Here is a 22,964-nt window from a genome sequence, read left to right as displayed (position 1 = left end):
CATGATGGCGCCAGTCATCCCGGGCCCCTTGAGCATCGTTATCCGTTAGCTTGCTTCGACGATGCTTTGATATCGCGTGCGCCGATCCCTCAGGCGTTCGCGATATCGCTCCTGGCTTGCAGACAGATGAGCGCGCATGGCGTCGCGCGCACCGGTAGCGTCGCCTGCAGAAATTGCATTGAGGATGGCAAGATGTTCCCGCTGCAATCCGGCCTGGTAGCTTGCCGAGAGAACCTCTTCGGTGGCGTAAGGAGAGGTGACGTCACAAGGGATGGTTCGCGCCCCGAGGGCGTCGAGGACTTCAACATAAAAAGGGTTGTTGGTTGCCTCGGCGATCGATCGGTGGAATGCAAAGTCGGCCTGGCCGGTGGGCTTGCCAAGCTGCAGGAGCCGATCGAACTCGAAAAAGCTCTCCTGAATCTGCGCCTCCTGCGAGGCGTTTCTGCGGGTGGCGGCCAGCGCCGCACCTTCAGCTTCAAGCGCGATGCGAACTTCAAGCACGTTCAGGGCGTGCGATATGTTGCTTGATCGGTCCTGTCTTATGATCGGAGCGGACGACTGGTGACCAATCACGAAGATGCCTGCCCCTTGTCGCGTTTCCAGCAACCCATCGGCCGAGAGAGCCGCGATCGCCTCGCGAATGACGGTCCTGCTGACGTCGAAGGATTCAGCGAGTTGGGCCTCCGTCGGCAACTTCTGTCCGACGGAGATCTGGCCTGAAAGGAAGTCCTGGCGGAGGGAGTTGGCGATCCGTTCAGAGAGCTTCTGTCGTCGTGATGGGCCACCATCGACCGGAGGAGGAATTGCGTTCAAGGGTGTTTTCGCCTCTGCAAATGATGTCCGAGCATACCGCCAGTGCTCCATTAAGACAACAATTGTAGATGTTGTCATACAAAATTGCAGAATCCGATGCGATCGATGATAATTTCTTATAATTCAGAGCTTTGACATATCAAAGGCTATCGATAGTTGATCCGAATGAAGCGATTGCGGTTGCTCAAGTATGATCAATATGTATGATGACTTGGAAGGACATGGGAGGCAACGTGACTCACACTGACTACACCAATCGCTTCGCGATTGATCCTCGGGCCGCAGCGGGATTTGGGACCGCCGAGCTTCGCGAAAACTTCTTGCTGCCACCGCTGTTTCTGGCCGGCCGCATCCAGCTTCACTACACCAATTACGACCGCATGATCGTCGGCGGTGCCATGCCTACTTCGGAAGCGCTTTCACTGGAAACGATCAAGCCTGCCGGGACCGACGCGCTTCTGGCCCGGCGCGAGCTGATCGCTGTCAATATTGGTGGTGCCGGCATCGTCAGCGTCGATGGCGAAGAGTTTCAGGCCGGTACCCGCGACATGGTCTATGCCGGCATGGGGGCTTCGGTGACATTCCGGTCCGTATCGGCCGAACAACCGGCAAAATTCTACCTGCTCAGCGCCCCCGCGCATGTTCGTCACCCTGCGAAGCATATCGGCATTTCAGATGCCAAGCGCGTCGATCTCGGCTCTCAGGCAACGAGCAACGAGCAACGAGCGTTCGATCTTCCAGTTCATCCATCCGGACGGTGTCAGGACCTGCCAACTCGTCGTGGGCATGACGACGCTTGCCGAAGGCTCGGTGTGGAACACCATGCCCTGCCACGTCCATGACCGGCGGATGGAGGCCTATCTCTATTTCGATCTGCCGGAAAAGGCCCGCGTCGTGCATCTGATGGGAGAGCCGAACGAAACGCGCCACCTGATCGTGAAGAACGAGGAGGCGATCCTGTCGCCGGGTTGGTCGATCCATTCCGGTGTCGGTACATCAAGCTACACATTCATCTGGGCCATGGCCGGTGACAATGTCGACTATACCGACGTCGACCTTGTCGCCATCGAAGATCTTAGGTGAGGAGGGGGAATATGGCAGCGAGTGATCTTTTCGTGCCGGCCAAGGATGCCGAGTGGACCAGTCCGGAACCGGGCGTGACCCGTCGCATCATGGCCTACCTGCCTGAGATGATGATGGTCGAGGTCGTTTTTGAGAAGGACGCCGTTGGTGCGCTTCATTCCCATCCCCACATCCAGGCAAGCTATGTGGCTGAGGGCAGTTTCGAGGTGACGATCGACGGCAGGACGGAAACCCTGCACCAGGGAGGCAGCTTCATCGTTCCCCCCGATCTGGTACATGGGGTCAAGGCTCTCGAGAAGGGCCGCCTGATCGATACGTTTACGCCACATCGCGCCGAGTTTCTGAAGTGAGCCTGCTATGACCATGTTCGATCTTTCCGGGCAGGTGGCTGTCGTCACCGGTGCCAATACCGGCCTTGGTCAGGCAATCGCCGTGGCGCTGGCGGCGGCCGGCGCCTCGATCGTTGCCGTTGGCCGCTCATCGATGGACGAAACCGAGGCTGCGGTTCGCGAGATCGGTGCCGGCTTTCACGCCATCAAGGCCGATCTTGGATCGATCGAGCCGGTCAAAGCGATCGTCGACGAAACGGTAGCGACCTTTGGCAAGCTTGACATCCTCGTTAACAATGCCGGCATCATCCGCCGCGCCGACGCCATCGACTTCACGGAGGCCGATTGGGATGCGGTCATGGACATCAACCTGAAGAGCGTCTTCTTTCTGTCGCAGGCTGCCGCCCGGCATATGTTCGAACGACGCAGCGGCAAGATCATCAATATCGCCTCGCTATTGTCATTCCAGGGCGGCATCCGCATTCCCTCCTACACGGCCTCGAAGAGCGGGCTTGCCGGACTGACGCGTCTCTTGGCCTGCGAATGGGCGGGCAAGGGTATCAACGTCAATGCCATTGCTCCGGGCTATTTCGTGACCAACAACACGACCGCGCTTCGCGAGGATCGTGAGCGCAGTGCCGGCATCCTTGCCCGCATCCCGGCCGGCCATTGGGGCGATCCCGCGCAACTCGGTGGCGCAGCCGTGTTCCTGGCATCACAGGCCTCCGACTATGTCCACGGCATCGTCTTGCCTGTCGATGGCGGATGGCTTGCGCGCTGAACCAGCCAGGCAAGTCATTGGCCGGGTGATGCGAGGGCCGGGGAACTGTAGATGAGCGGCGCAAAAGCCCAACGACTGGCCAGGACTGATGTCCGGGTCAGAAAATGAAGAACCCTTCCTCATCCCCTGCAATTACGGGGAGTTGATAGATGGCAGGAAGAATTCGACTTCCCTTCGGCGACGCATTTCCAGAGCTTCGACACGATCATGCCAAAACTGCTCGGCGGCGGGCGGGTCTGCCTCCCATGCGCGGACAGTTTGCTGATTGTCGTCGATCTTGACGCGCCTCTTTCCGCCTAGCCGGAGATATTCCTCCGCAAGCTGACGGCCCTCCGTCATTTCCATCTTGAATCACGTCCTTTCGATGAGCCTCGCGACACATCCGTCGCTAACTCAAGGAACGTTTGTCGTGGGCCATTGTTCCGCAGTCTCGGCATCGATTGCGACGGTGCAATGTCAGAAATGCGTGGCCTTCCCGCCGTCAACCGCGTCGATGACGGCGCCCCACAAGGCATCGACTTCTGCCTTCGCGTCAATCGATGCCAGATGGCTTTGGCTTGCTTCCAGCACCGCGTCGGCCATGGCGTTTATGTCGGCCTTTGTGTCGATCATGCGGATCGCACCGCCCTCTATCAGCTTGCAAAACAGGCCATGGTGGGCGAGGGCATCTCGCTGTCGCGGCGCGTTGACGACGACGGGCTTTCCCGAGAAGCTTGCCGCAAGCACGCTTGCCCGGCGCGCCGTCAGCCCTTCAGCGAAAAGATAGCAGAACACGTCGACATGTCTGAAGATCCCGAAGAGCTCCTCGGCGTCGGCAACATAACCTGTTACGACGACCCGGTCTGAAATGCCGAGCTTGTCTGCGAGCGCATAAAATTCCTGCTCCACATTGTCGGTGCCGCGGATGAACGATCCGGCGAAGACCACGCCGACGTCGTGGCCAAGCGCCAGCAGCCGGGCAGCAGTCTCCAGAACTGCCGTTGACTGCTTCTTGGGATAGATCGAACCGAACTGCCCAAGGATCAGCCGCCGGGCCTTGCGCTGTGCGTCAAGTCTCCGGGCGATCGGGCCGTCGTGGAGTGTGGTAGGCAAGGCAAGATTTGGCGGGATCGGGATGACTGCTCGCCGACTGGTCGACAGGGCGGACAGAGGGCTCTTGGCAAATTCGGCGGCGACTTCCGGCGCTGAAAACAAGATCTGAGTTGCGAGCATCACCACCGGAACCAGCACCAGGCGACGCTTCCAGTCGAGAGCGTGCCATTCGTGCAGTACCACGACAAGCTTTTTGCGCTGCAGCCGGGAAACGAATGCCGCGACGACCGGCTCTGCCAGCTTTTTCTTCCAGGCAACGACAGGAAAATTGAGGATGGCGGCGTCCGCATCGTCGAGCGCGGATTTAAGCCGGCCGATATCGCCGTCAAGCACGTGCCGAGTGGCGCGCCCGTCGAGTCGCAAAGCCGCCTGTCGGGCAAACTCTTCGACACCACAGGTTTGGGCGGCGTCGGAGACGAATGCGAGGTAGCGACGTTTCGGCATATCAGACCTTTTGAACAGGCGGACGGCGGGTGACCGCGCTGCGTTGATACCGTCTTTTGGTAAAAGCCGGCTTACAATTTCAGGTTCAATGTTTGACATGCCGTCGGCAAGAAGGCCTGCCACCATCACGTGTATAGCGAGGGTTAACTATAGCTCGAGGTTTTACAGCGATGGGTCTTCGAAACAGCTAATTGTCGGATCCGTTCTTGACCGATGCTCGTTTCGAAGGTGCGTGAATGACTAGGCATAGCAGTGCATCAGCGCGTCTGAGTTATTCGATGAACGAATGGCCGACGAACCGGCTCGGAAGCCTGCCGATCGTGCGGGCCGGCATGGAAGAATCCGCAGACGCCTTCATTCAGTTGGCGCTCGAGCGCAGGGGGGCCGGCGGGCGTCCCTTCTACTCCACCTCCGCAAACGGTCAAGTCATTGCGCTTTGCGAGCATGATGCCAATTTCCGCTCGTTGACGCGTCAGGCCGACCAGATCCATGCCGATGGAATGTCGGTCGTGCTCTTCTCCAAGCTATCCTCGGCCGAGCCTTTGCCAGAACGCGTCGCCACGACCGATCTCGTTCATGCCGTGGCGGAACGCGCGGCGGAAGCCGGGGTCAGTTTCTACTTTCTTGGTGCCAGCGAAGAGGTGAATGCCCGGGCGGTCGAGAACATGTCGAAGGCATATCCGGGACTTCGCTTTGCCGGCCGACGCAACGGTTATTTTGATCGCGCCGAGGAAGAAGCGGTTGTCGAGGCGATCAATGCGGCGGCTCCGGATATCCTCTGGATCGGCTTCGGCGTGCCGCTGGAGCAGCAGTTCGTCGTTCGCAACATCAACAGATTGCACAATGTCGGCTTGATCAAAACTTCCGGCGGCCTGTTTGATTTCCTCGCCGGAGGCAAGAGCCGCGCCCCCCGCTGGATGCAGAAGGTTGGCCTTGAGTGGTTCTACCGCATGCTCCTCGAGCCGCGCCGGCTGGCAACACGCTATCTGACCACCAATCCGGTTGCCATCTACGCGATGCTCCGGCATTCGCTGCGAGCCCTTTCTGCAGGCCGGTGATCGGACCAACGATCTTGAGTTCCTCGATTTCGCTCATCACACCGAGTTATCGTGGCGACCTCGACAGTTGCCGTCTTCTCTGCGACTCGATCGACCGGTATGTGACGGGCTACGACGTGCATTACATCGTGATCGGCGACGAGGATGCGGACGCCTTCGTGAGCTTCGAAGGGGAAAAACGCCGCGTGATCGTCTCGTCCAGCCTGCTTCCATCCCTTTGGGCGCTGCCGAAATGGCGGGGGCGTCGCTACTGGTGGGCACCCCATTTGCGCCTGCCAATCTACGGCTGGCACCTGCAGCAGATGCGCAAGATCGCAATGACGCTGGCGCAACCGAGCGAGCGGGTCATGTGCATCGACTCCGACAATTGCTTCTGCCGCCCACTGGATCTGAGCGCAATGGCATCGACGCCGAAGCTCGCCCACCACGTCGCGTCTGGAGATATCAATCCCACGCGACCTAGCCACGTCCGCTGGTGGCAAAATGCGCATCGGCTGCTTGGCCTGAGCGTACCGGCACTGCCAGGCGACGATTCCATCAGCCAGATGGTTCTGTGGGAGCGGCGAACGGTGGCGACCATGGTGAAGCGTATCGAGGGCGCTGGCCGCCTTCCGTGGTGGCAGGCGCTGGCCCGCATCCGGCATTTTTCCGAATATCTCATTTACGGTGTCGCGGTCGCCAATGACCCCGAGCTTGCGCAACGACATGAACGCGTTTCGCAAAGCCCGTGCCTGACCTATTGGGAGGGGCCGGCTCTAGACCGGGAGGGATTGGCGGCATTCATCGAAGGCTTGAAACCGGGTCAGACGACGATCGCGATCCAGTCGCATACGCACACACCGATCGAAGTGATCCGAAAGGCAGCTCTTGGCTGAAAGAGCCTAGTTGCTGGCCCGATATGGGGTTGGCAGGAAGCCGAGGCTTGCCAGTGTACGACCGAGCGACACGAGCAGCGGATGGCTTGCCGGCAGCAACCGCCGGGTCCTGAGGAACAGCGCCATCGATCGAAGGCAGCCGGCGCCGAGACTGAGCGCGTTTTTTGCAATCACCCTGATGGCCGACGTGCTGTGGATCCGATCGATAACATAATTGATGCTTCCGGTGCGCAGCGAGCGCGTCATCAGGAAACGGGCCGAGACGCGTTCCTCGGGTACGAATTCGCGGATAACCGCCTCGGCGCACCACCAGGTCTTGAAGCCGGCCTTGCGGCATCTCGTAAAGAACTCCATGTCGCCACCGCCCAGAAAATTGAAGCGGACATCGAAAAGCGGCGAAGCAAGGCCCGCAAATACCCGGCGGTGGATCAGGCAGTTGCCGGAACCGTGGATCTGATCAATTGCCCGGGTCGAGCCTTCTATCGAGCCGAAGAGCAGATGCTGTGTGACTGCGTCGGACACTGGTACTTCGAACTGCCGGACAACAGGCCCGCCGACGATGTCGGCGCCCTCCCGCCGAGCCGTGCCAACGATTGCGGCAAGCCAACCGGGCATGGCCATTTCATCGTCATCGATCATCAGCAGAAACTCGGCCTCCGGAAAGCCAGCCATTGCCTCGCCGAATGCACGGTTGATGGCATGGCAATTGCCCTGCCGCTCTTCCGTGGTGACCAGGAATGGCAGGCCGACCGTGGTGAGAAACTTGCGGGCAAAGTGGGCGCCGGCCGGGTTGGCTGCGTCGTTGTCGACAACGACGATGGCGAAGGGGAAATCGGTCACCTGCTCGGCGAGCGATGTCAGGGTGCGCGCCAGCCATTCCGGTCGACGAAACGTCGGGATGCAAACGACTGCCTCAACGGACCCCTTGCTTTCCTGCATCATCCAAACCTCGATCGCGCGGAGATTGTTCGCCTTGCGGCGTTAGCCGACTTCGCCCGGCTATTGGCGGTGAAGCTGTAATTGGCTGGCGCCCACTCTACAATCGACGGCTGAGTATGAGGTTAACGGGCCTTCTCAGAACCGTTGCGTCGATCCGAGGCGCGGGGACGGGAGTAACGCGCGATCCTGGTGCGTCAGCCTCCTTGACGACAAGCCCGGCATTGGCCTGCAATCTCAAACCGAAGACCGCAATCAGCATCGTGAACCAGATCGGTCCGCTATTGCCGAAGAACGGGCTTTCGAGGCAGGCGAGAAACAGGGAAAAGAGCCAGATCCGCAAGAACAGGCGCGTCAATGCCATGTCGTTGCTACCGGCAAGCGCGCGGCGGGCATAGCCGACAGGAAGGACCACCAGCCAGATGAACGTCATCACGAGCGCCGGGATGCCGCCATTGATCAACTGTTCCACGTAGCCGTTGTGTGAATTGGCGGCAGTGACGGCCCAGGTGGTCATGGCTTGGCCGCTGTTGAACAAGGCGTCGGTCTGCCAGAAGGACTGAAAGCCGTAGCCAATGATGGGCCGCTCGGCGATCGCGGAGAGTGCAAGCCGCCAGATCGAGCCACGGTCGGTAAAGGTCGGATCGATGCCCGCGGAAGCAAGCAGGCTGCTGAAGGAAGGCGAGACCGCCGCAGTCAGCAAGATCAGGTTCAAGCCGACAAGGCCGCCAAGAAGCATCACCACGCCGAGTTTCGTCCAGCGTTCAAAAATCCAGGCAAGCAGCAGGATTGCCGGAAGCATCGCGGCGGAGGTTTTCCCTCCCGCGTGAAGCACGAAGAACCCTGCTGACAATGCAATCAAGAAGCCAAGCCGGGCGTGTCCTGACCTTCTTGCATAGAGGCCGAAGAATACGGCATAGACCATCGCGGCTGCAGCCACGTTCTTATGGCCAAAATGACCGCGCCAGTCGCCGGCAAGCGACTGCTCTAGCGCGTCTGTCGCTTGATGGATGGCGAGGCGCGGCAGGAGAAGTACGCCAAAATAGGAGAGGCCGATCGTAAAGGTCAGGCCAAGGCACATGAGCCTTGCAAATTGCTCGCCGTTTCTTGGAATGAAGAGCATTGCGTTCGCGCACAGGCAAACAAGGATTGCGAAAACGAGGCGCCTGAAGGCTGCGCTGGGGTCGCCGGCAAAAAGACCCGTGAAGAGCAGCCAGACGAGCAGGCCAATCAGCAGGCCATATGGGCGCAGCAGCAAGTGGCGCGCGGGATTCTGCAGGACCGTGCCAAGGACCACGGCCGACATGGCGATGACGATCAACTGATTGAAAACGTTGGACGTGCTGCCATAAGGTGTGGAAAGGCTTGTGGCGTTTGGATCGGGAAACGGGCTCAATCCGATCCAGAAGTAGCCGAAGACAGCCAGGAAGAGAAAGCCTGCAAAGGGACTGCCTTTGCCCGCAACGACACTCTTGCCGCTGTCAGCCATAGGCCTTGGCCCGGATCGCGCTCAAGCGGCGATAGTCTCGCCAAAGCCCCGACAAGACCGCGATGGCAAGGCCAAGTCCGAGGCCGACAACGCCGCCGGCGCCAGCCAGCACATAGCCCCGCGGCGGAAAGCTCCGCGCTGTCGGTACGACCGCCGGTGAAACGATCCGCACGTTGGTCGTGTCGATCTGCTGGCGTTCGGCGGCTTCTCCTGCTCTTGCCATGAAGGCTTCGTAGACAGTCGCCTTGGCGCGCGCCTCACGCTCCAGTTCGCGCAAGTGAATCTGCGCGGCGGTGTCCTGGAAGACCGAGGATTTCATCTGGTTTGCCTCGGAGTTCAGCGCGTCGAGTGCCGATCTTGCCTGGTCGAGTTCGGCTTTCGCGGCTTGCACGATTCGTGCCGTCTCCGCGTCGATCTGGCCCTCCAGCGCCTTGAGCTGTGGTTCGAGCGCCAGGATCATGGGATGACGCGGCCCGAGGACGGCCGATTGAGAGGTCACGCGTTGTCGCAGCGTCGAATATTGCGTGCGCAGCATCGTCATCGTTTCCGATTGCAGCGCAGACGCGTTCAGGCGGTTCTTCGGGTTGGTGGACACGAGTTCGTTGTAGCGCGACTGCGCCTGAATGACGCGCGCCTTGGCGTCGATCAGCTGCGTGTTCGTCTGATTTGACATGAGGGTGCTGACGAGTTCTCCCGAACTCGATTGCAATCCCTGTTCGCGCTTGAACGTCTCAACCGCAGCCTCTGCCTTGGCAACCTCCACCTTCAGGTCACCGAGGCGAGCAAACAGCGAGCTCGCAGCCCGGCCGGCCCCTTCCGATTCCGCCTTGGCCAGCTCTTCCTGGAAGGCGGTCGCGATGGCATTGGTGATGGTGACTGACTTGGCCGCGTCCTGCGTCCACACCGCGATATTGACGATGAAAGAGCGTTCGTCACGACGGGCCGTAACGCGCTTTGCCAGCGCGCGCAGCGCGTCACCGGCCGGGTCCTTGGCTTCAGGCGCAACAAACTCCGGGTCATCGGTGAGCTTCAGCTCGCCAATCACGCGGCTCAGCACGTTACCCGATGTCAGGACCCGCAGCTTGCTTTCGACATCAAGCAGCTGCGTATCCCGCTGCATGCTCTCGGAGAAGATGTCGTCAGCGACAACCCGGAGATTCGACGGGTCGACGAGAAGGTCGATTCCGGCCGTAAAGCGCGGCTTCACCACAAGAACGACCGCATAGCCAGCGACAGCGCCGAGGATGGCGAAGGCAAAGATCCAGACGAGACCCACGCGCAGCCAGTTGAGGATACGGGTCAGGTCGAACTGAAAGAGTTCTTGAAAGACCGAAGGCCAGTTTTCTGAGGAAGGGGTGGAAGCAGGGGGAGGCGCAACTTTCAGCACCGGCCGCGGCGATGCGGCACCGTCATCCTTTTCCCGGCTCGTCGTCCAGCCACGCGTACTGATGACCGGAGTCTGATGTCGGGATGCGGCTTCATACATGGCAGCGGGTTCTGATTTACGTGGGCGCGGGAGCGCAAACCTATGGTTAAGAGACCTGATTTTCCTTAAGTATCCATTAATGGCGATTTCAATTTTCGCGTGCGCGTGAAGCAGCTCTCCAATAAAAAAGCAGAAGTTCAAGGCCTTGCACGCTTGCGCGGTCGAATTCTGGTTCATTTATACGCAATCCAAGGATATCCATTTATGCGCAGGCGGGACTTCGTTCTCGGCGCAATGGGTGCCGGACTGGCATCCACAGGCGCGCTCGACCCTTTTGTCCGGGGTGATCTGACTGCCAAGGCGGTGCCTGCCAGAGGCCCCATTCCCTACGGTGCGGCCGTACGCACCGATCTTCTCGACACCGAATTCGACTACAAGCAGGCCATCGTCGATCACTGCCAGCTTGTCGTCGGAGAGGGCGGATTGAAGTGGTTCGACCTGCGTCCGAGCCAGGATCAGTTCGTCTTCGACCAGCCTGACCGCCTGATCGATTTTGCCGATCAAAACGGCATGCAGATGCGCGGCCACACACTTGCCTGGTATGGCGCGATGCCGGATTGGACAAACAGCATCGGGAGCGCGTCGGAAGCCGAACGCGAACTCGTCCATCACATCACCACCGTCGTCGGACGCTATCGGGGGCGGATTCCGAGCTGGGATGTCGTCAACGAGGCAATCGCCGAACAGCCGGAGAGTGGTGCGACGATCCGCGGCTCGATATGGCAGGAGCGGCTCGGCAAGCGCTACATCGAGCTTGCGCTGCGCACGGCTGCCGCCGCCGATCCTTCGGCTCAGCTCGTCATCAACGATTACAACATTGAAAATCCGACACAGCAGTGCCGCGACCGGCGCCAGGCCTTGCTCGACCTGCTACGTGATCTGAAGGACCGCGATGTGCCGCTCCACGCCGTCGGTATCCAGGGACACCTCCCTGGCGACATGGACATCGACAAGGAGGGCCTATCGAGATTTGTCGAAACGGTGAAGGGAATGCAGCTTGACGTTCTCGTGACCGAACTCGATGTGATCGACAACAAGCTGCCCGCACGTGAATATGACCGGGACCAGGTCGTCGCAGCACGCGCACGCGAATTCCTCGGTGCGATTTCCGAGGCGGCGCGCCCGAGCGCCATTCTGACCTGGGGCATCACTGATCGCTATACATGGGTGCCGATGTGGTTCAAGCGAGACGACGGCAAGCCCAACCGTCCGTTGCCCCTCGATGCCGGGTGCCGGCCGAAGGCGCTGATGAAGGTCATCGACGAATTCACGCGTGCGGCCGAATGATGTTTCGTCAGATCTCGGCATACATGATTGCGAACGCCGTTTCGGCCCTTTTCGGGTTCGTTTCGGTCGTGCTTTTCACGCGCATGCTTAGCCCGCACGAATACGGCATCTATGTCGTGGGTACGGGTGTTGCTGGTGTCATATCGACCCTGCTTTTCGGCTGGATCAAATTCTCCGTGCTGCGCTTCGATTCCGAAGGTGGATCGAAGGATGTGCGCACCACTGCCCTTTTCGCTTATGCGGGACTGATGCTGCTCAGTCCGCTGGTCATCCTCGCGACGTGGCTCTTTGCGGAGGATTCGTCGACCTATGTCGTGCCGGCCGTGTTCGTCGCCTTCATGGTCGGGTTGTTCGAGTTCGTGCAGGAAGTGTTCCGGTCTCGCCAGCAGACGGGGGCCTACATGTGGTCGGTCATCCTGCGGGCGGTGCTGACGGTCGTCTTCTCTGCCGTCCTCGTAATGGTATTCGGCATGGGCGGGCAGGGTCTCCTTGTGAGCGTCGCCTGCTCCTATCTCGTGACGTTGTTGGTCTACGCGCCGGGCGTCTGGCGCCGACCGCGCCACCCGTTCGATACCGGGCTGATGAAGGAAATGATGCGCTTCGGCCTGCCGATGACCGCCTCGTCCTTCATCTTCGTGTTGCACACGGTTCTCGACCGAATGATCATCATAACCTATATCGGTGAGACGGCCGCGGGCGTCTATGGTGCCGCTGCCGATCTCGTCCGACAGATCATCCTGTTTCCGGGCGTTGCAATCGGATCCGCAACAATTCCGGTGGCGATCCGTTTGCTGGCGCAGGACGGCCATACGGCTGCCAACCGGCATCTGATGGAAACCGCCGAGGTGCTCCTGACGGTCCTGATGCCGATGGTCGTCGGACTGGCTTTGGTGGCGCCCGGTTTTGCAAGCCTGATCCTCGGCCCCGAGTTTCGCGACGCGGCTGCCATCCTCATCCCGATCCTCGTCTTTGCCTGGCTGTTTCGCTCCATCTCCTATCAGTTCGTGCATGTCAGTTTCCAGCTGGCGAAGAAGCCGAGCCTGATGGGGGCGCAGGGCATGATCATTCTGGCGATCAACATCATTGGCATGGTTGTCCTCGTACCGCGCTTCCAGCTTGTCGGTGCGGCCTGGGCGCTGCTGATCGCCGAGATCGGTGGCGTGATTGCCGGTTACTTCCTGTCCTATCGCGCCCATCGCCTGCCGCTCGAACTCCGCCCGATCGTCAAGGTCAGTCTCGCAACCGCAACGATGGCGGTGCCGACCTTCATCGTGGGCAGGCTTCAGACCGGCAACGCTGTCTTCGACCTGACTGTGCCGATCGTCACCGGTGTCGTCGTCTATGCGGCGGCTGCGTTTGCGCTCAACCTGGCCGGCGTCCGCATGGCATTGACGAGGCGACCGCGGCCAGCCTGATCGGGATCACTTTCTTTTGATCTGGCGCCGAATAGAAGGCAAGACAATGCCATTCCGACTTCCGCCAATTCTTAACGTCTCAAGTATATCGGTGAGGAATACGCACGGCGGTCTCTCAATCGGAACGCCTTGGGCGGGAGGGCAATAGTGACGCGGACGGATGTGAACTCGCAAGAAGAGAAGGGGCGTTCCGCCTCTCAGCCGACGGTCTTCGGGTCGCATACCGGTTTGTTCACGGTAGCTGATGACGATGCGCCAAAGAGCGATCTCGCAGTGCTTTTCCTCAGCCCTTGGGGGCTCGAGGAGATGTGTACACGCAGGTTCTATCGCATCCTGGCGGAGCGCTTCGCAGAGATTGGTGTCTCGAGCCTCCGCTTCGACTATCCCGGAACGGTGAATTCGCTGGACGACAGGTCGGCGGAACGCGGCCTGTCGGGGTGGTCCGAGGTGATCGGCAAGGCGGCTGAAGAACTCAAGATGCTGTCCGGCACCCGCAAGCTGGTCTTCATTGGTCAAGGTATCGGCGCGAGTCTCGCGCTCATGCAGGCGCGTTCCGCGTCATCACTTGCAGCGATTGCCCTTCTGGCGCCGGTACTGAAAGGAAGGGCCTATCTACGCGAGCTCTCGTTGTTTTCGCGGCTCATTGATGATGGTCTTGGTATAAAGCCTGAACTGCGTGACAGCGCGCCTGGATCGATCGCCGGATTGCGCATGCCCCGTGCTGTCGCAGAGGACATCAAGGCGGTCGATCTCAACGGCATCGAAATCACGGCCGTACCAAATGTCTTCCTCGCCGAGCGCCCGGGCTTTGAAGCCGATACGACGTTTCGTGATCGGCTGGCGTCGGCTGGCTGCCAGCTGCGGGCGATACCATTTTCCGGATATGATATGCTGGTTTCCAACCCGCTGGACCAGGAACTCCCCGAAGCGCTTGTCGATGAGCTGATCGGGTGGCTGAAATCGCTGCCGGAACATCAGGATCACCGCCCGCTTCCGGCGAAAAAGCCTTCGCTGACCGCATCGGTCCGTTCGGAGAGAATTCGCGAAACGTCCGTCCGCTTCGGTCAGGATGAACGGCTCTACGGGGTCTTGTGCGAACCCGCTGAAGGTTCGATCGGCGTGACCGCCGTTATTCTCACGACGGCCTACGATCATGCGGCCGGGTGGGCGCGCTCCTCGGTCGCGCTTGCGCGCGAGCTCGCAAAAGTCGGCGTGTCGTCCTTGCGCTTTGACAGCGCCGGTGTCGGGGACAGCCCGCCGGTCGCAGCCCGTCGCAAGCAGGTCCTTTATGACGAGGCCCAGATTGCCGATGTCGGAATGGCCCGGGATTATGTCCACAGTCTTGGTCTGGGCGACCGGACCTTACTGATTGGACGCTGCAGTGGCGCCTACGTCGCCTTTCGAAGTGTGGTGGCCGATCGACGCTGGGACTCCTGCGTGATTGTCAATCCGGTTGCTTTCCGCTGGCGCTTCAAGGGCCTGCCAAAGACATTGAAGGCCTATGTGAGGAATGCCCTCGATCTCGAAACGGTTCGCCGCCTCTGGAGCGGCGATGTGGACCTCGGCGCGGTGACAAAGAATATCTCCATGCGTCTGGTGGACCGGATGGCGAACAGGCTGTCTCCCATCTTCGCGCCCGCCAAGCCGATCACGCAGCTTACAAAGCAGGTGCATCGCGATTTTCAGGCCCTGGCCAGCCGCGGCATCCCGCTTTCGATCATCTATACGGAAGGTGACGAGGGGCAGGAGATGTTTCGGATCAATTTTGGCGATGCGGGAGAAAAGCTCTCTGCCTATCCGAACGTTCAACTGCATCTGTTCCCCGACGCCGACCACAATCTGACGCCGCTGCCGGCACGTGAGAAGATGATTGCGCTGGCAAAGCAGCAAGCTCTTTCACTTGGCAACCGCAGCGAACGGCACATTGCAAGCGCGGTTGCGTAGTGCAGTCAGGTCGCCTCCCTCGTCCGGCACCGGATTGGCGGAGTTGGCGCCGTCCGACCGACTGTTTTAGGCTCGTGGATGACAAGCTGAATACTGCCAGAACGCCGTGCATGGTGATTGCAAGCGCGGGGTTTCAACTATTGTTTGGCCCTATCTTGATTTGGCTCCTGCTGCTCATAAATTCATATACTTAAGCGTGGAGTTCACGCGACGCCTGATAAGCTTCATATTGGGAGGTCATCATGGCAATCTCTCTGATGGATGGAAGGAAAAGGCAGGATTGGGCTAACCTGGTTCTGGCGGTTTGCTTGTTTGTTTCGCCGTGGGTCATGGGATTCGCGGCCGAAGCAATGCCGAGCTGGAATGCCTGGATCGTTGCCGTCATGCTCGCCGCTATGGCAACGGCAGCGCTGTCGGTATTTTCCGAATGGGAGGAATGGGCAAATCTCGTACTCGGCCTCTGGCTGATTGCGTCGCCCTGGCTGCTCGGTTTCACGGCCAATGCGAACGCGATGTGGACGGTTGTCGTGCTTGGCTTGCTCGTTGCGGCCGTATCGCTGTGGGCCGTCTGGGATGTTCATCATCCGCACGCCCACGCATAGACCGCGGCCCGGTCCGGTCGCTGCGGTGGGCTAGGTGAGCCGTGTCCACCGCTCAAATGATGGTGTGGTCTTAATTCGCGATCAGCATTGATCGCGAACATATGGCGATGGCGATCGTGTCGCCGGGAACCGGATCAAACTTCGAATATCAGCAGGAAATAGGCAACGAAGAGAACGAGATGCACGGCGCCCTGCATGAGGTGCGTGTAGCCGCTCGCAAACGTAATGGTGCTGAGAGCCAGAGTGAGAACGAGCATCACGGTCTCGGTGCGCTCGAGGCCAAGCACGACAGGATGGCCAATGAGGTGGCTGACGATCAGCATCGCAGGGACGGTCAAGCCGATTGTGGACAGAACGGATCCCAGGAAGATGTTGACCGACCGTTGCAGATGATTGGCGACGGAGGCCCGCACGGCGCCAATCGCCTCAGGTGTCGCGACGAGGATGGCCATGACAACGCCCCCGAGTGCCGCCGGAGCACGAATTGTCTCGATAACGAAATCGATTGGCGCTGCCAATTGTTCGACGAGGAAAACAACGAGGGCCATGTAGGCAACCAGCAGGATGACGGGAAGCCATAAAGGTCCTTCCCTGGTCCTGACATGCTCGACTGAAACCTCACCGGTGTCTTCGATGAAGAAGCCTCGGTGCCGTCCGGTTTGCAGGATCAGGAAGACGCTGTAGAGCCCGACGGAGATGAAGACGAGAACCGCTTGCTGCACAGTCGAATAGGGCAGACCGTTTGTTGGGTGCGTGAAGTTCGGCATGATCATGCTAAGCGTTGCCAGGGGCACGATAACACCGAGATAGGCATTGGCTCCCTGGAGGTTGTGGTGCTGTTCATGCCGCCGCCAGCCTCCGATCAGAAGGCATAGTCCGACCATTCCGTTGAGGATGATCATCACCACGGCAAAGAGCGTGTCGCGCACCAGCGTCGGATTGTTTTCGCCGTGACGCATGACAGCAGTAATGGCCATTACCTCGATCGACGTGATGGCTAGCGTCAGAATAAGCGTCCCATACGGCTCGCCCAGTCGCTCGGCGAGATGATCGGCATGACGCACGACCGCAAGTGCAGAACCGAGCACGACTGAAAACAACCACACAAAGATGACTGCAAGCAATATCGGATTGACGAGCAACCCGAAGAGAGACTCACCAAAGAACAGGAATATGACGCTCGTCGCAATGCTGACGGCGAGAAGCCATTCCCGGCGCATCGGCGCCGACCAGTGACGTTGCTGCACGGCCACTTCCGGGTTCATTCCTGCGGGCCCCTCGAAGTCGTTTCGATGAATACGCCACAACCCGGCCCGTCCGTCCACTCCCATCGCACAAGTGGCGTCTGGCGGGCTGCGCGGCCACTGTTCCGCTGGAATAAATCCTTGCCGACGCCGCTGGCCAACCTCAACCCAGAATGTCGCGTCTCCAACGTTCCTCGGTTTTGGCAGGCCATTGGCACGCAGATAAGGCTACGCAACTCCAGACTTAGTTTGATGCAGCGCGGCCCGAACATGGCGCGCTGGTCTACTTGCTGGGGAAACTCTCCTGCCTATCTCCCCTCACGAGGGATCATGACAGGCGCCTTGCAGACCGTCGGCGGCCTGGATTGTGCCAATCAAAGGAGGAGTTGATGCCGGAGCCTTTTGTCGTTCATCGCGAGACCCACGTCGCGGCGCCACCTTCGGCGGTTTTTGCCTTGCTCACCGATCCCGAAAAGATCCTTCGCTGGATGGGGACTGAAGCACAGGTCGAACCTCAGCCCGGCGGGCTCTATCTGGTCAACGTTACCGGCGCTCGCTTCGCGCGTGGCTCGTTCCGAGAGGTCGTGCCTGTCCATCGGCTCGCCTACAGCTTTGGCTGGGATGGCAGCGAGATAGTCCCGCCAGGGTCGAGCCTGGTGGAGATAGACCTGATCGAGAAACCCGACGGAACCCTGTTGAAGCTGACACATACCGGATTGCCGAATGCCGAGCAGTGCGCCGGACATGCCGAAGGCTGGGAGCATTATCTCGGCCGAATGGCGCAGTGCGCGGCCGGACGCGATCCTGGTCCGGATCCCTGGGCCGGTCGAACTGGATGACGGTCCGCCGCCTCGGTCGGAGCTGCCTGAGCGGCTCGGACCGCGGGTGACAGCTCCCAGCCGGCATGGCATGATTTAAGCATGGATCTACCCAACTCGCTTGCATGGTTGATCGATGAAGCCGGCACATCGCCGGATCCCGACTGGTTCCTGGCCGAATTGGGCCGGCGGCTGCTGATAGATGGTCTGCCGCTGGCGGGCGGCGCCCTGACGCTTGCGGCACCGCACCCAATCATCGCCCGCCGCACCTGGTTATGGCGAGCCGAGACCGGAGCCGTAATCGAAGCTTTGAGCTTCACTGATATTTCACGCAATCAAGCTGGGCGTGAATGGTTGTCTGGTCTTGGGCCGGTGGCGGAGGACGTCGTGGGCCTTGCGCCAGACAGCCCGGTTCTGGGATGGGCCGGGACGCGTCCGTTCACGCCGGCGGAGGCCGGCGACCTGCATGAGGTGGCACGTTTTGCAGCGCCATCCTTGGCCGCGTTAGCAGCTAGGGTTGGATTGACCGCGCTTCTCGAAGCCTATCTTGGCAAACGAAGCGCTGCCCGCGTTCAGGCTGGCGCTCTGTCTCGCGGTACCGGTGAGACGATACCGGCCGTTCTGCTCTGCGCGGATCTGCGAGATTTCACTGCGCTCTCCGAAGCAACCGAGCCAGCGGTGATGATCGCCACGCTCGATGCCTGGTTTGATCGTATTGCCGGTGCGGTTCATGCCTTCGGGGGCGAGGTGCTGAAGTTCATGGGGGATGGGGTATTGGCAATCTTCCCCGTCACCACTACGCCTGCCAGTGCCTGCGAGGCGGCACTTCGCGCCGTTGCTTCGGCCCGCGCTGGCATGGCCCATCTCGATACCGTGCGCCAGGGCCAGGGTTTGCCAACACTTCCCTTCGGTGTGGCACTGCATTTCGGGGAAATCCTCTGGGGTAATATAGGTGCTGCCGACCGGCTGGATTTCACCGCAATCGGCCCCGCAGTGAATTTGGTCAGCCGGCTTGAAGGCCTCTGCAAGCCGCTGGGGCGTACCGTACTGCTTTCCGGCGAGGTCGCGGCAGAGACGACCACCACCCTGGTTCCCATGGGTTACCATTCGCTGCGTGGCATTGCCGAGCCCTGTGCCGTCTTCACGCTTCCCGGCGACTGAGGTCACGGAGAGCGATCACTAGAACCAGACATCGGCGACTGTGCGCCCGTCCGACGGCAGATCCTTGAAACTGTGGAGGCCATCAAACCGCAGCAGGGGTATGTCGGCCACGTCAGCGCGCTCGGCGAGACGAAGGTTGACGGCGATTCTTGTCTGCCCGTTGCCGCCTGGCCGCAATCCACGCCAACTGACGAGATTGCCGCAGCGGCGACAGAAGTTGAAGGAAAGGCTTTGTGAGCCGCGGATATAAGCGGTGAGTGCGTCGGTCGTGTCTTCGACACGAATTCCTTGGCCATCATATTCATAGGCCCAGAGGACGCCGTAGCGCCGGCAAACCGTGCAGTTGCAGATCGTCGCATCGGGAATGGTGCCGCGAAACTCCCAGTGAACCGCTCCGCAATGACAGGAGCCGCGGGTTATTTTGACGGCGGTCTGCTGCGCTTCCCCCGTGGTCATGAAAACTCTCCCCGACGATTGCCTCATATCTTCTAACGCAGATGGGGCGGGTACGACAGGTGCCACGTCGCCGGTTGGCCGGCAGCGATCGTTGCCGGGCGCGTCGAGGCTGTCTAATGGAGCCGTGGATTCAGGATCGCCCCGGCCTATTTTGCGGCCGCGTCCCCTGTTCCTCGTCCTGCCAACGTGCTGAGCACGAGCACGATGTCCTGCCAGAAACCAGCTTTTTGAATGTAACGGGCATCGGCTTGCGCGAGAGCCTCAGGCGTCGACATGTCAATTCCTTGAAGCTGGGCCAGTCCGGTTATGCCGGGCCTCACGGAAAACACCTTGAGTTTACGTCGTGCGGCGATGACGTCGTGCTGCGATGGGAGGCATGGGCGAGGACCGACGAAGCTCATTTCACCGCGCACGACGTTGATCAGTTGAGGCAGTTCGTCGAGCTTGTAAGCGCGCAGCTTTCTGCCGAGCGGTGTGATCCAGGAGGAAGCCGCATCATGAGAGCCGACGTTCGGAGAGCCCGCTGCCATCGTCCGGAACTTGATGCAAACGAACGGTACCTCACTCCGACCAACGCGCTCCTGAAGAAACAACGCGCCGCCAGGCGACGATCTGCGTACGAGGACCACAAGGAGGAGCAGAACCGGAGAGAGAACGATAAGTCCGAGGCACGCAGCGCAGATATCAAACAGTCGCTTCAAAGACCTGTTAAAGCTGTTGACCATCGGGATATTCGTGTTCCTGTCTAAAAAAATCATGCCAAACGTTTCAGCACGAGCGCTTCAGTGCGGTTCGCATATCAAAAGGCGGCGTCCAGTCCAATAGCGCGCGCGTATGCGAAATGTCCACTTCCAACCAGTCGGTGAGACGGTTCACCAGCTCTGCCTTGCCGGTTGCCCGGCCGAGGAAGTTGAGAACGCCGGGAGGGCACGGAAGCAATCGCGCCGAACACCCCATCGCGGTCGCCAGCCGCCTCAACAATTCTGGTGTCGAGACTGCTTCGCCGTCTCCCGCAAGGAATATTTGGCCAGCGGCAGCGGGATGAAATACGGCCGCCACGATCAGATCGGTGAGATTTTCGACGTATATCATGGATCTTCGATTGTCGATCGAAGCCAGGGGCAAAGGAATGCCGCTCCGAACGAGCCGTTTGAGCGCTCGGAAGCTTCCTTCAGCGCCACGTCCATAGACCAGCGGCGGGCGGATAATGACGATCTCCATCCCGGTTGTCTTCGAAAGCGCGATCAGGGCTTGTTCCGCTTCGAGCTTTGAGACGGCATATTCTGTCGTCGGAGCAGCTGGATCATTCGACGTGAATGCACGCCCGGCGGCCGATCGTTCCCCGTTCACCTTGATCGTGCTGATGAACACGAACCGTTTGACCCCTGCGGCGACAGCCTGTTTAGCAAGGTTGATGGTTCCCTCGGCGTTCACTCTACGGAAGGAACCTGGCCCCGCGTCCGACCCATCCATGACATTCTGGTTTGCCGCCGCCAGATGGATGACGACATCGACGCCGCTCAGGGCGGCTTTCCAATCCGTCTCAGCATCGATCTTCCCGACGGCAACAGACCCTGCTCGGGGAGAGCGGCTGGCCGTCCTGTAGGCGAGGTTGCGGACACGGAGTGCCTGCTGGAGATCCTGACCGACAAAACCTGTCGCGCCGGTAACGAGTAGCATTCTCAGCTCCGAGCCGATTGCAGAATGGCAAGCGATATCCCGATCAACTGGAAGCACCCTGGCGAACAGACACCAGATCGACCACTCCGTCGAACGGGTGAAAGTCCTGCACAAGCTCGCTCAGAATGCGACGCAGTGCCTCGACATCTCCTTCGTCTGCGGCGGAACTCAATTGCTGGAGTTTCGGCATCAGCATCTCCAATGCAATGAACCGCTCCCGTGCGCGCATGATCTTGGCATGTTCCGTCAGCTCGGGATTGTCACCAATCAACAACTCTTCGTAAAGCTTCTCTCCCGGCCGCAGGCCGGTCGTAACGATGCTGATGTCGCCGGACGGATTTCGTTCGTCTTGGACGACCAGGCCGGAAAGTTCGACCATGCGCCGAGCGAGATCGATGATCTTGACCGGCTCGCCCATGTCGAGGACGAAGACATCGCCTCCCTTGGCCATGGAGCCGGCCTGGATCACGAGTTCGGTCGCCTCGGGCACCGTCATGAAGAAGCGCGTGATCTCGGGATGCGTCAACGTGATCGGGCCGCCCTGGCGAATTTGCTGGCGAAACAGCGGAACGACCGAACCGGAGGATCCGAGGACATTGCCGAACCGCACCATGGTGAGAACCGTCGAGGCGCCTTCGGCCGCCAACCCTTGAAGCGCCATTTCCGCGAGCCGCTTGGTGGCGCCCATGATATTGGTCGGCCTGACAGCCTTGTCCGTGCTGATCAGTATAAACCTTTCGGCGCCGGCATCGATCGCTGCCCGTGCAACCGTCACCGTGCCAAAAACGTTCGTTTTGACGCCTTCGACCGGATTTTTCTCGACCAGCGGGACATGCTTGTAGGCGGCAGCGTGATAGACCATGTTCGGCCGCCAGGTCTCCATGATCTTCTGGATACGATGTTCGTCGCAAACGCTGGCAAGCAGGGGAACGATCTGAATCCCGCTATCCGGGTTGCTGCCGAGAAGTTCGTTCTCCAGGGCGTAGAGCCCGTATTCATTCTGGTCGAGAATCAACAACAGAGCGGGCTTCAATCGAGCCAGTCCGCGACAAAGCTCGCTGCCGATCGAGCCGGCCGCGCCTGTGACGAGCACCACCCGCCCGCGGATGTTCCGTTCCAGCAGTGTCTGGTCGGGCGCTACCGGCGTGCGGCCCAAAAGGTCCTCGATATCCAGTTCCTGCAGATCGGTGAATTCTGCCTGGCCGCCGGCCAGGGCGTTCAGATCGGGGATCGTGCGAACGGCAACGCGCGCGCCCCTGAGCTTCTCCAGGATCTCGTTGCGACGCGATCGGTCGATCTTGGGAAGTGCCAGAAGGATCGTGCGCACGTTCAGACGTGCGCTCAATTCGACGATCTTTTCCGGATCGTAGACCGCCACGCCGCCAATGAGGCTGCCATGGAGGTTCCTGTCGTCGTCGAGATAGCCGACAACCTTCAAGTCGGCACTGCTGCTCAAGGCGCCGGCAACCTGCCGGCCTCGGAAGCCGGCACCGTAGACGAGCATGTTTGTCTGCGTGCTCTGACGGAGGATCCGCTTGTAGGCTTCATGCAGGAAGTACCGCGCCGTAAAGCGAGAAAGGCCGATCGCGAGCAGCAGCAGCAGGGGTTGCATGATCCCCACCGTGCGAGGCACTCCGGGGAAGCTGATCGCCGTAAACACGGCCATGAAGACAAGGCCATAAATGGTCACGGCCTTCAGAACGGTAACGAAGGCCGACCAGCCAAGGAAGCGGAAGATGGCCCGATATAGACCCATCGTGATGAAGATCGGCAGGGCAATTATGAGTGAAACGGGAATGGTCAGGAGCTGAATTCCGGTCAGCGCCACCCATTCGTTCAATCGAAAGCAGAAGGCGAGCCAGATGGTCAGGATGCAGAGGCAGGAATCGACCAGCAGCGCCAATACCCGCTTGGCGGGCCTCGGCAGATCGAGAATGTTTTGAACGTACCTGTCGGAAAGCGCCCGCATCT

Annotated in this window: 21 protein-coding genes and 1 pseudogene; 11 read left to right on the top strand and 11 right to left on the bottom strand. The window is 60.1% G+C overall.

Translation table 11 applies throughout. The features are described 5' to 3' along the window. Positions 1–45: 45 nt before the first annotated feature. Positions 46–813: a FadR/GntR family transcriptional regulator gene (locus tag IB244_RS07125; protein ID WP_192303604.1), complete on the bottom strand. Its 768-nt coding sequence runs from the start codon at positions 811–813 to the stop codon at positions 46–48. Between the two features lie 221 nt (positions 814–1,034). On the opposite strand from IB244_RS07125, the pseudogene kduI reads away from it, so the two are divergent. The 3 genes and pseudogenes from kduI (at position 1,035) to kduD (ending at position 3,006) form a co-directional block, all read left to right on the top strand. Then, positions 1,035–1,896 (top strand): annotated as a pseudogene (gene kduI, locus IB244_RS07120) (5-dehydro-4-deoxy-D-glucuronate isomerase). Between the two features lie 11 nt (positions 1,897–1,907). Continuing rightward, positions 1,908–2,246, top strand: a complete 339-nt coding sequence (locus IB244_RS07115) for a cupin domain-containing protein (protein ID WP_018858149.1) — start codon at positions 1,908–1,910, stop codon at positions 2,244–2,246. A 7-nt stretch (positions 2,247–2,253) separates the two neighbouring features. Next, on the top strand, positions 2,254–3,006 hold the full coding sequence (gene kduD, locus IB244_RS07110; RefSeq protein ID WP_192303602.1) for a 2-dehydro-3-deoxy-D-gluconate 5-dehydrogenase KduD: 753 nt from the start codon (positions 2,254–2,256) through the stop codon (positions 3,004–3,006). A 132-nt stretch (positions 3,007–3,138) separates the two neighbouring features. Here kduD and IB244_RS07105 read toward each other — a convergent pair whose 3' ends face one another. After that, complete coding sequence (locus IB244_RS07105) at positions 3,139–3,351, bottom strand: hypothetical protein (RefSeq protein ID WP_018858147.1); 213 nt, start codon at positions 3,349–3,351, stop codon at positions 3,139–3,141. Between the two features lie 111 nt (positions 3,352–3,462). Beyond that, positions 3,463–4,542, bottom strand: a complete 1,080-nt coding sequence (locus IB244_RS07100) for a glycosyltransferase (protein ID WP_192303600.1) — start codon at positions 4,540–4,542, stop codon at positions 3,463–3,465. Positions 4,543–4,820: 278 nt separating this feature from the next. Between IB244_RS07100 and IB244_RS07095 the strand changes: the two genes are divergently transcribed. Beyond that, positions 4,821–5,600 (top strand): WecB/TagA/CpsF family glycosyltransferase, encoded by a 780-nt coding sequence (locus IB244_RS07095; protein ID WP_169680624.1) that lies wholly within the window; start codon positions 4,821–4,823, stop codon positions 5,598–5,600. 14 nt (positions 5,601–5,614) lie between these two features. After that, positions 5,615–6,475, top strand: a complete 861-nt coding sequence (locus IB244_RS07090) for a DUF6492 family protein (RefSeq protein ID WP_192303598.1) — start codon at positions 5,615–5,617, stop codon at positions 6,473–6,475. Positions 6,476–6,481: 6 nt separating this feature from the next. Here IB244_RS07090 and IB244_RS07085 read toward each other — a convergent pair whose 3' ends face one another. The 3 genes from IB244_RS07085 to IB244_RS07075 form a co-directional block, all read right to left on the bottom strand. Then, on the bottom strand, positions 6,482–7,414 hold the full coding sequence (locus tag IB244_RS07085) for a glycosyltransferase family 2 protein (protein ID WP_192303819.1): 933 nt from the start codon (positions 7,412–7,414) through the stop codon (positions 6,482–6,484). Positions 7,415–7,511: 97 nt separating this feature from the next. Next, a complete protein-coding gene (locus IB244_RS07080) occupies positions 7,512–8,900 on the bottom strand; it encodes an O-antigen ligase family protein (protein ID WP_192303596.1) in 1,389 nt (462 codons plus the stop codon). Further along, positions 8,893–10,386, bottom strand: a complete 1,494-nt coding sequence (locus IB244_RS07075) for a GumC family protein (protein WP_192303594.1) — start codon at positions 10,384–10,386, stop codon at positions 8,893–8,895. The genes IB244_RS07080 and IB244_RS07075 overlap by 8 nt, the downstream gene beginning before the upstream one ends. 204 nt (positions 10,387–10,590) lie before the next feature. Between IB244_RS07075 and IB244_RS07070 the strand changes: the two genes are divergently transcribed. The 4 genes from IB244_RS07070 (at position 10,591) to IB244_RS07055 (ending at position 15,634) form a co-directional block, all read left to right on the top strand. Then, positions 10,591–11,673 (top strand): endo-1,4-beta-xylanase, encoded by a 1,083-nt coding sequence (locus IB244_RS07070; protein WP_113162639.1) that lies wholly within the window; start codon positions 10,591–10,593, stop codon positions 11,671–11,673. Continuing rightward, positions 11,670–13,088: a lipopolysaccharide biosynthesis protein gene (locus IB244_RS07065; protein WP_112666053.1), complete on the top strand. Its 1,419-nt coding sequence runs from the start codon at positions 11,670–11,672 to the stop codon at positions 13,086–13,088. Before IB244_RS07070 ends, IB244_RS07065 begins: the two co-directional genes overlap by 4 nt. Before the next feature lie 147 nt (positions 13,089–13,235). Next, complete coding sequence (locus IB244_RS07060) at positions 13,236–15,032, top strand: alpha/beta fold hydrolase (protein ID WP_192303592.1); 1,797 nt, start codon at positions 13,236–13,238, stop codon at positions 15,030–15,032. A gap of 242 nt (positions 15,033–15,274) precedes the next feature. Then, positions 15,275–15,634, top strand: a complete 360-nt coding sequence (locus IB244_RS07055; RefSeq protein ID WP_018858137.1) for an SPW repeat protein — start codon at positions 15,275–15,277, stop codon at positions 15,632–15,634. Positions 15,635–15,768: 134 nt separating this feature from the next. Here IB244_RS07055 and IB244_RS07050 read toward each other — a convergent pair whose 3' ends face one another. Next, entirely contained in the window at positions 15,769–16,899 is a 1,131-nt protein-coding gene (locus IB244_RS07050; protein WP_192303590.1) for a calcium:proton antiporter, read from the bottom strand. A gap of 368 nt (positions 16,900–17,267) precedes the next feature. Between IB244_RS07050 and IB244_RS07045 the strand changes: the two genes are divergently transcribed. Beyond that, positions 17,268–17,717: an SRPBCC domain-containing protein gene (locus IB244_RS07045; protein WP_062368954.1), complete on the top strand. Its 450-nt coding sequence runs from the start codon at positions 17,268–17,270 to the stop codon at positions 17,715–17,717. 81 nt (positions 17,718–17,798) lie between these two features. After that, positions 17,799–18,857, top strand: coding sequence for an adenylate/guanylate cyclase domain-containing protein (locus IB244_RS07040; RefSeq protein WP_192303588.1), 1,059 nt, complete (start codon positions 17,799–17,801; stop codon positions 18,855–18,857). 18 nt (positions 18,858–18,875) lie between these two features. Here IB244_RS07040 and IB244_RS07035 read toward each other — a convergent pair whose 3' ends face one another. The 4 genes from IB244_RS07035 to IB244_RS07020 form a co-directional block, all read right to left on the bottom strand. Beyond that, positions 18,876–19,313, bottom strand: a complete 438-nt coding sequence (locus IB244_RS07035) for a GFA family protein (RefSeq protein ID WP_192303586.1) — start codon at positions 19,311–19,313, stop codon at positions 18,876–18,878. Between the two features lie 146 nt (positions 19,314–19,459). Then, the gene (locus IB244_RS07030; protein WP_192303584.1) at positions 19,460–20,038 is read right to left on the bottom strand and encodes a sugar transferase; all 579 of its coding nucleotides are present in this window, start codon (positions 20,036–20,038) and stop codon (positions 19,460–19,462) included. A gap of 43 nt (positions 20,039–20,081) precedes the next feature. Continuing rightward, entirely contained in the window at positions 20,082–20,993 is a 912-nt protein-coding gene (locus IB244_RS07025) for an NAD-dependent epimerase/dehydratase family protein (RefSeq protein WP_192303582.1), read from the bottom strand. 43 nt (positions 20,994–21,036) lie between these two features. Further along, the gene (locus IB244_RS07020) at positions 21,037–22,962 is read right to left on the bottom strand and encodes a polysaccharide biosynthesis protein (protein ID WP_192303580.1); all 1,926 of its coding nucleotides are present in this window, start codon (positions 22,960–22,962) and stop codon (positions 21,037–21,039) included. Positions 22,963–22,964: the final 2 nt, after the last annotated feature.

Source organism: Rhizobium sp. RHZ02, from assembly GCF_014851575.1.
Lineage (GTDB): Bacteria > Pseudomonadota > Alphaproteobacteria > Rhizobiales > Rhizobiaceae > Rhizobium > Rhizobium altiplani.
Note: the sequence above shows the minus strand (reverse complement) of the source record. Positions and strands in the feature narration are given on the sequence as shown.

Bases quoted from the DNA above. Each gene is read 5' to 3' on its own strand.
- IB244_RS07080 (WP_192303596.1), bottom strand. From the start codon at position 8,900: ATGGCTGACAGCGGCAAGAGTGTCGTTGCGGGCAAAGGCAGTCCCTTT.
- IB244_RS07075 (WP_192303594.1), bottom strand. From the start codon at position 10,386: ATGTATGAAGCCGCATCCCGACATCAGACTCCGGTCATCAGTACGCGT.
- IB244_RS07100 (WP_192303600.1), bottom strand. From the start codon at position 4,542: ATGCCGAAACGTCGCTACCTCGCATTCGTCTCCGACGCCGCCCAAACC.
- IB244_RS07055 (WP_018858137.1), top strand. From the start codon at position 15,275: ATGGCAATCTCTCTGATGGATGGAAGGAAAAGGCAGGATTGGGCTAAC.
- IB244_RS07115 (WP_018858149.1), top strand. From the start codon at position 1,908: ATGGCAGCGAGTGATCTTTTCGTGCCGGCCAAGGATGCCGAGTGGACC.
- IB244_RS07040 (WP_192303588.1), top strand. From the start codon at position 17,799: ATGGATCTACCCAACTCGCTTGCATGGTTGATCGATGAAGCCGGCACA.
- kduD (WP_192303602.1), top strand. From the start codon at position 2,254: ATGACCATGTTCGATCTTTCCGGGCAGGTGGCTGTCGTCACCGGTGCC.
- IB244_RS07070 (WP_113162639.1), top strand. From the start codon at position 10,591: ATGCGCAGGCGGGACTTCGTTCTCGGCGCAATGGGTGCCGGACTGGCA.
- IB244_RS07045 (WP_062368954.1), top strand. From the start codon at position 17,268: ATGCCGGAGCCTTTTGTCGTTCATCGCGAGACCCACGTCGCGGCGCCA.
- IB244_RS07050 (WP_192303590.1), bottom strand. From the start codon at position 16,899: ATGAACCCGGAAGTGGCCGTGCAGCAACGTCACTGGTCGGCGCCGATG.
- IB244_RS07030 (WP_192303584.1), bottom strand. From the start codon at position 20,038: ATGGTCAACAGCTTTAACAGGTCTTTGAAGCGACTGTTTGATATCTGC.
- IB244_RS07105 (WP_018858147.1), bottom strand. From the start codon at position 3,351: ATGGAAATGACGGAGGGCCGTCAGCTTGCGGAGGAATATCTCCGGCTA.
- IB244_RS07095 (WP_169680624.1), top strand. From the start codon at position 4,821: ATGAACGAATGGCCGACGAACCGGCTCGGAAGCCTGCCGATCGTGCGG.
- IB244_RS07085 (WP_192303819.1), bottom strand. From the start codon at position 7,414: ATGCAGGAAAGCAAGGGGTCCGTTGAGGCAGTCGTTTGCATCCCGACG.
- IB244_RS07065 (WP_112666053.1), top strand. From the start codon at position 11,670: ATGATGTTTCGTCAGATCTCGGCATACATGATTGCGAACGCCGTTTCG.
- IB244_RS07035 (WP_192303586.1), bottom strand. From the start codon at position 19,313: ATGACCACGGGGGAAGCGCAGCAGACCGCCGTCAAAATAACCCGCGGC.
- IB244_RS07020 (WP_192303580.1), bottom strand. From the start codon at position 22,962: ATGCGGGCGCTTTCCGACAGGTACGTTCAAAACATTCTCGATCTGCCG.
- IB244_RS07025 (WP_192303582.1), bottom strand. From the start codon at position 20,993: ATGCTACTCGTTACCGGCGCGACAGGTTTTGTCGGTCAGGATCTCCAG.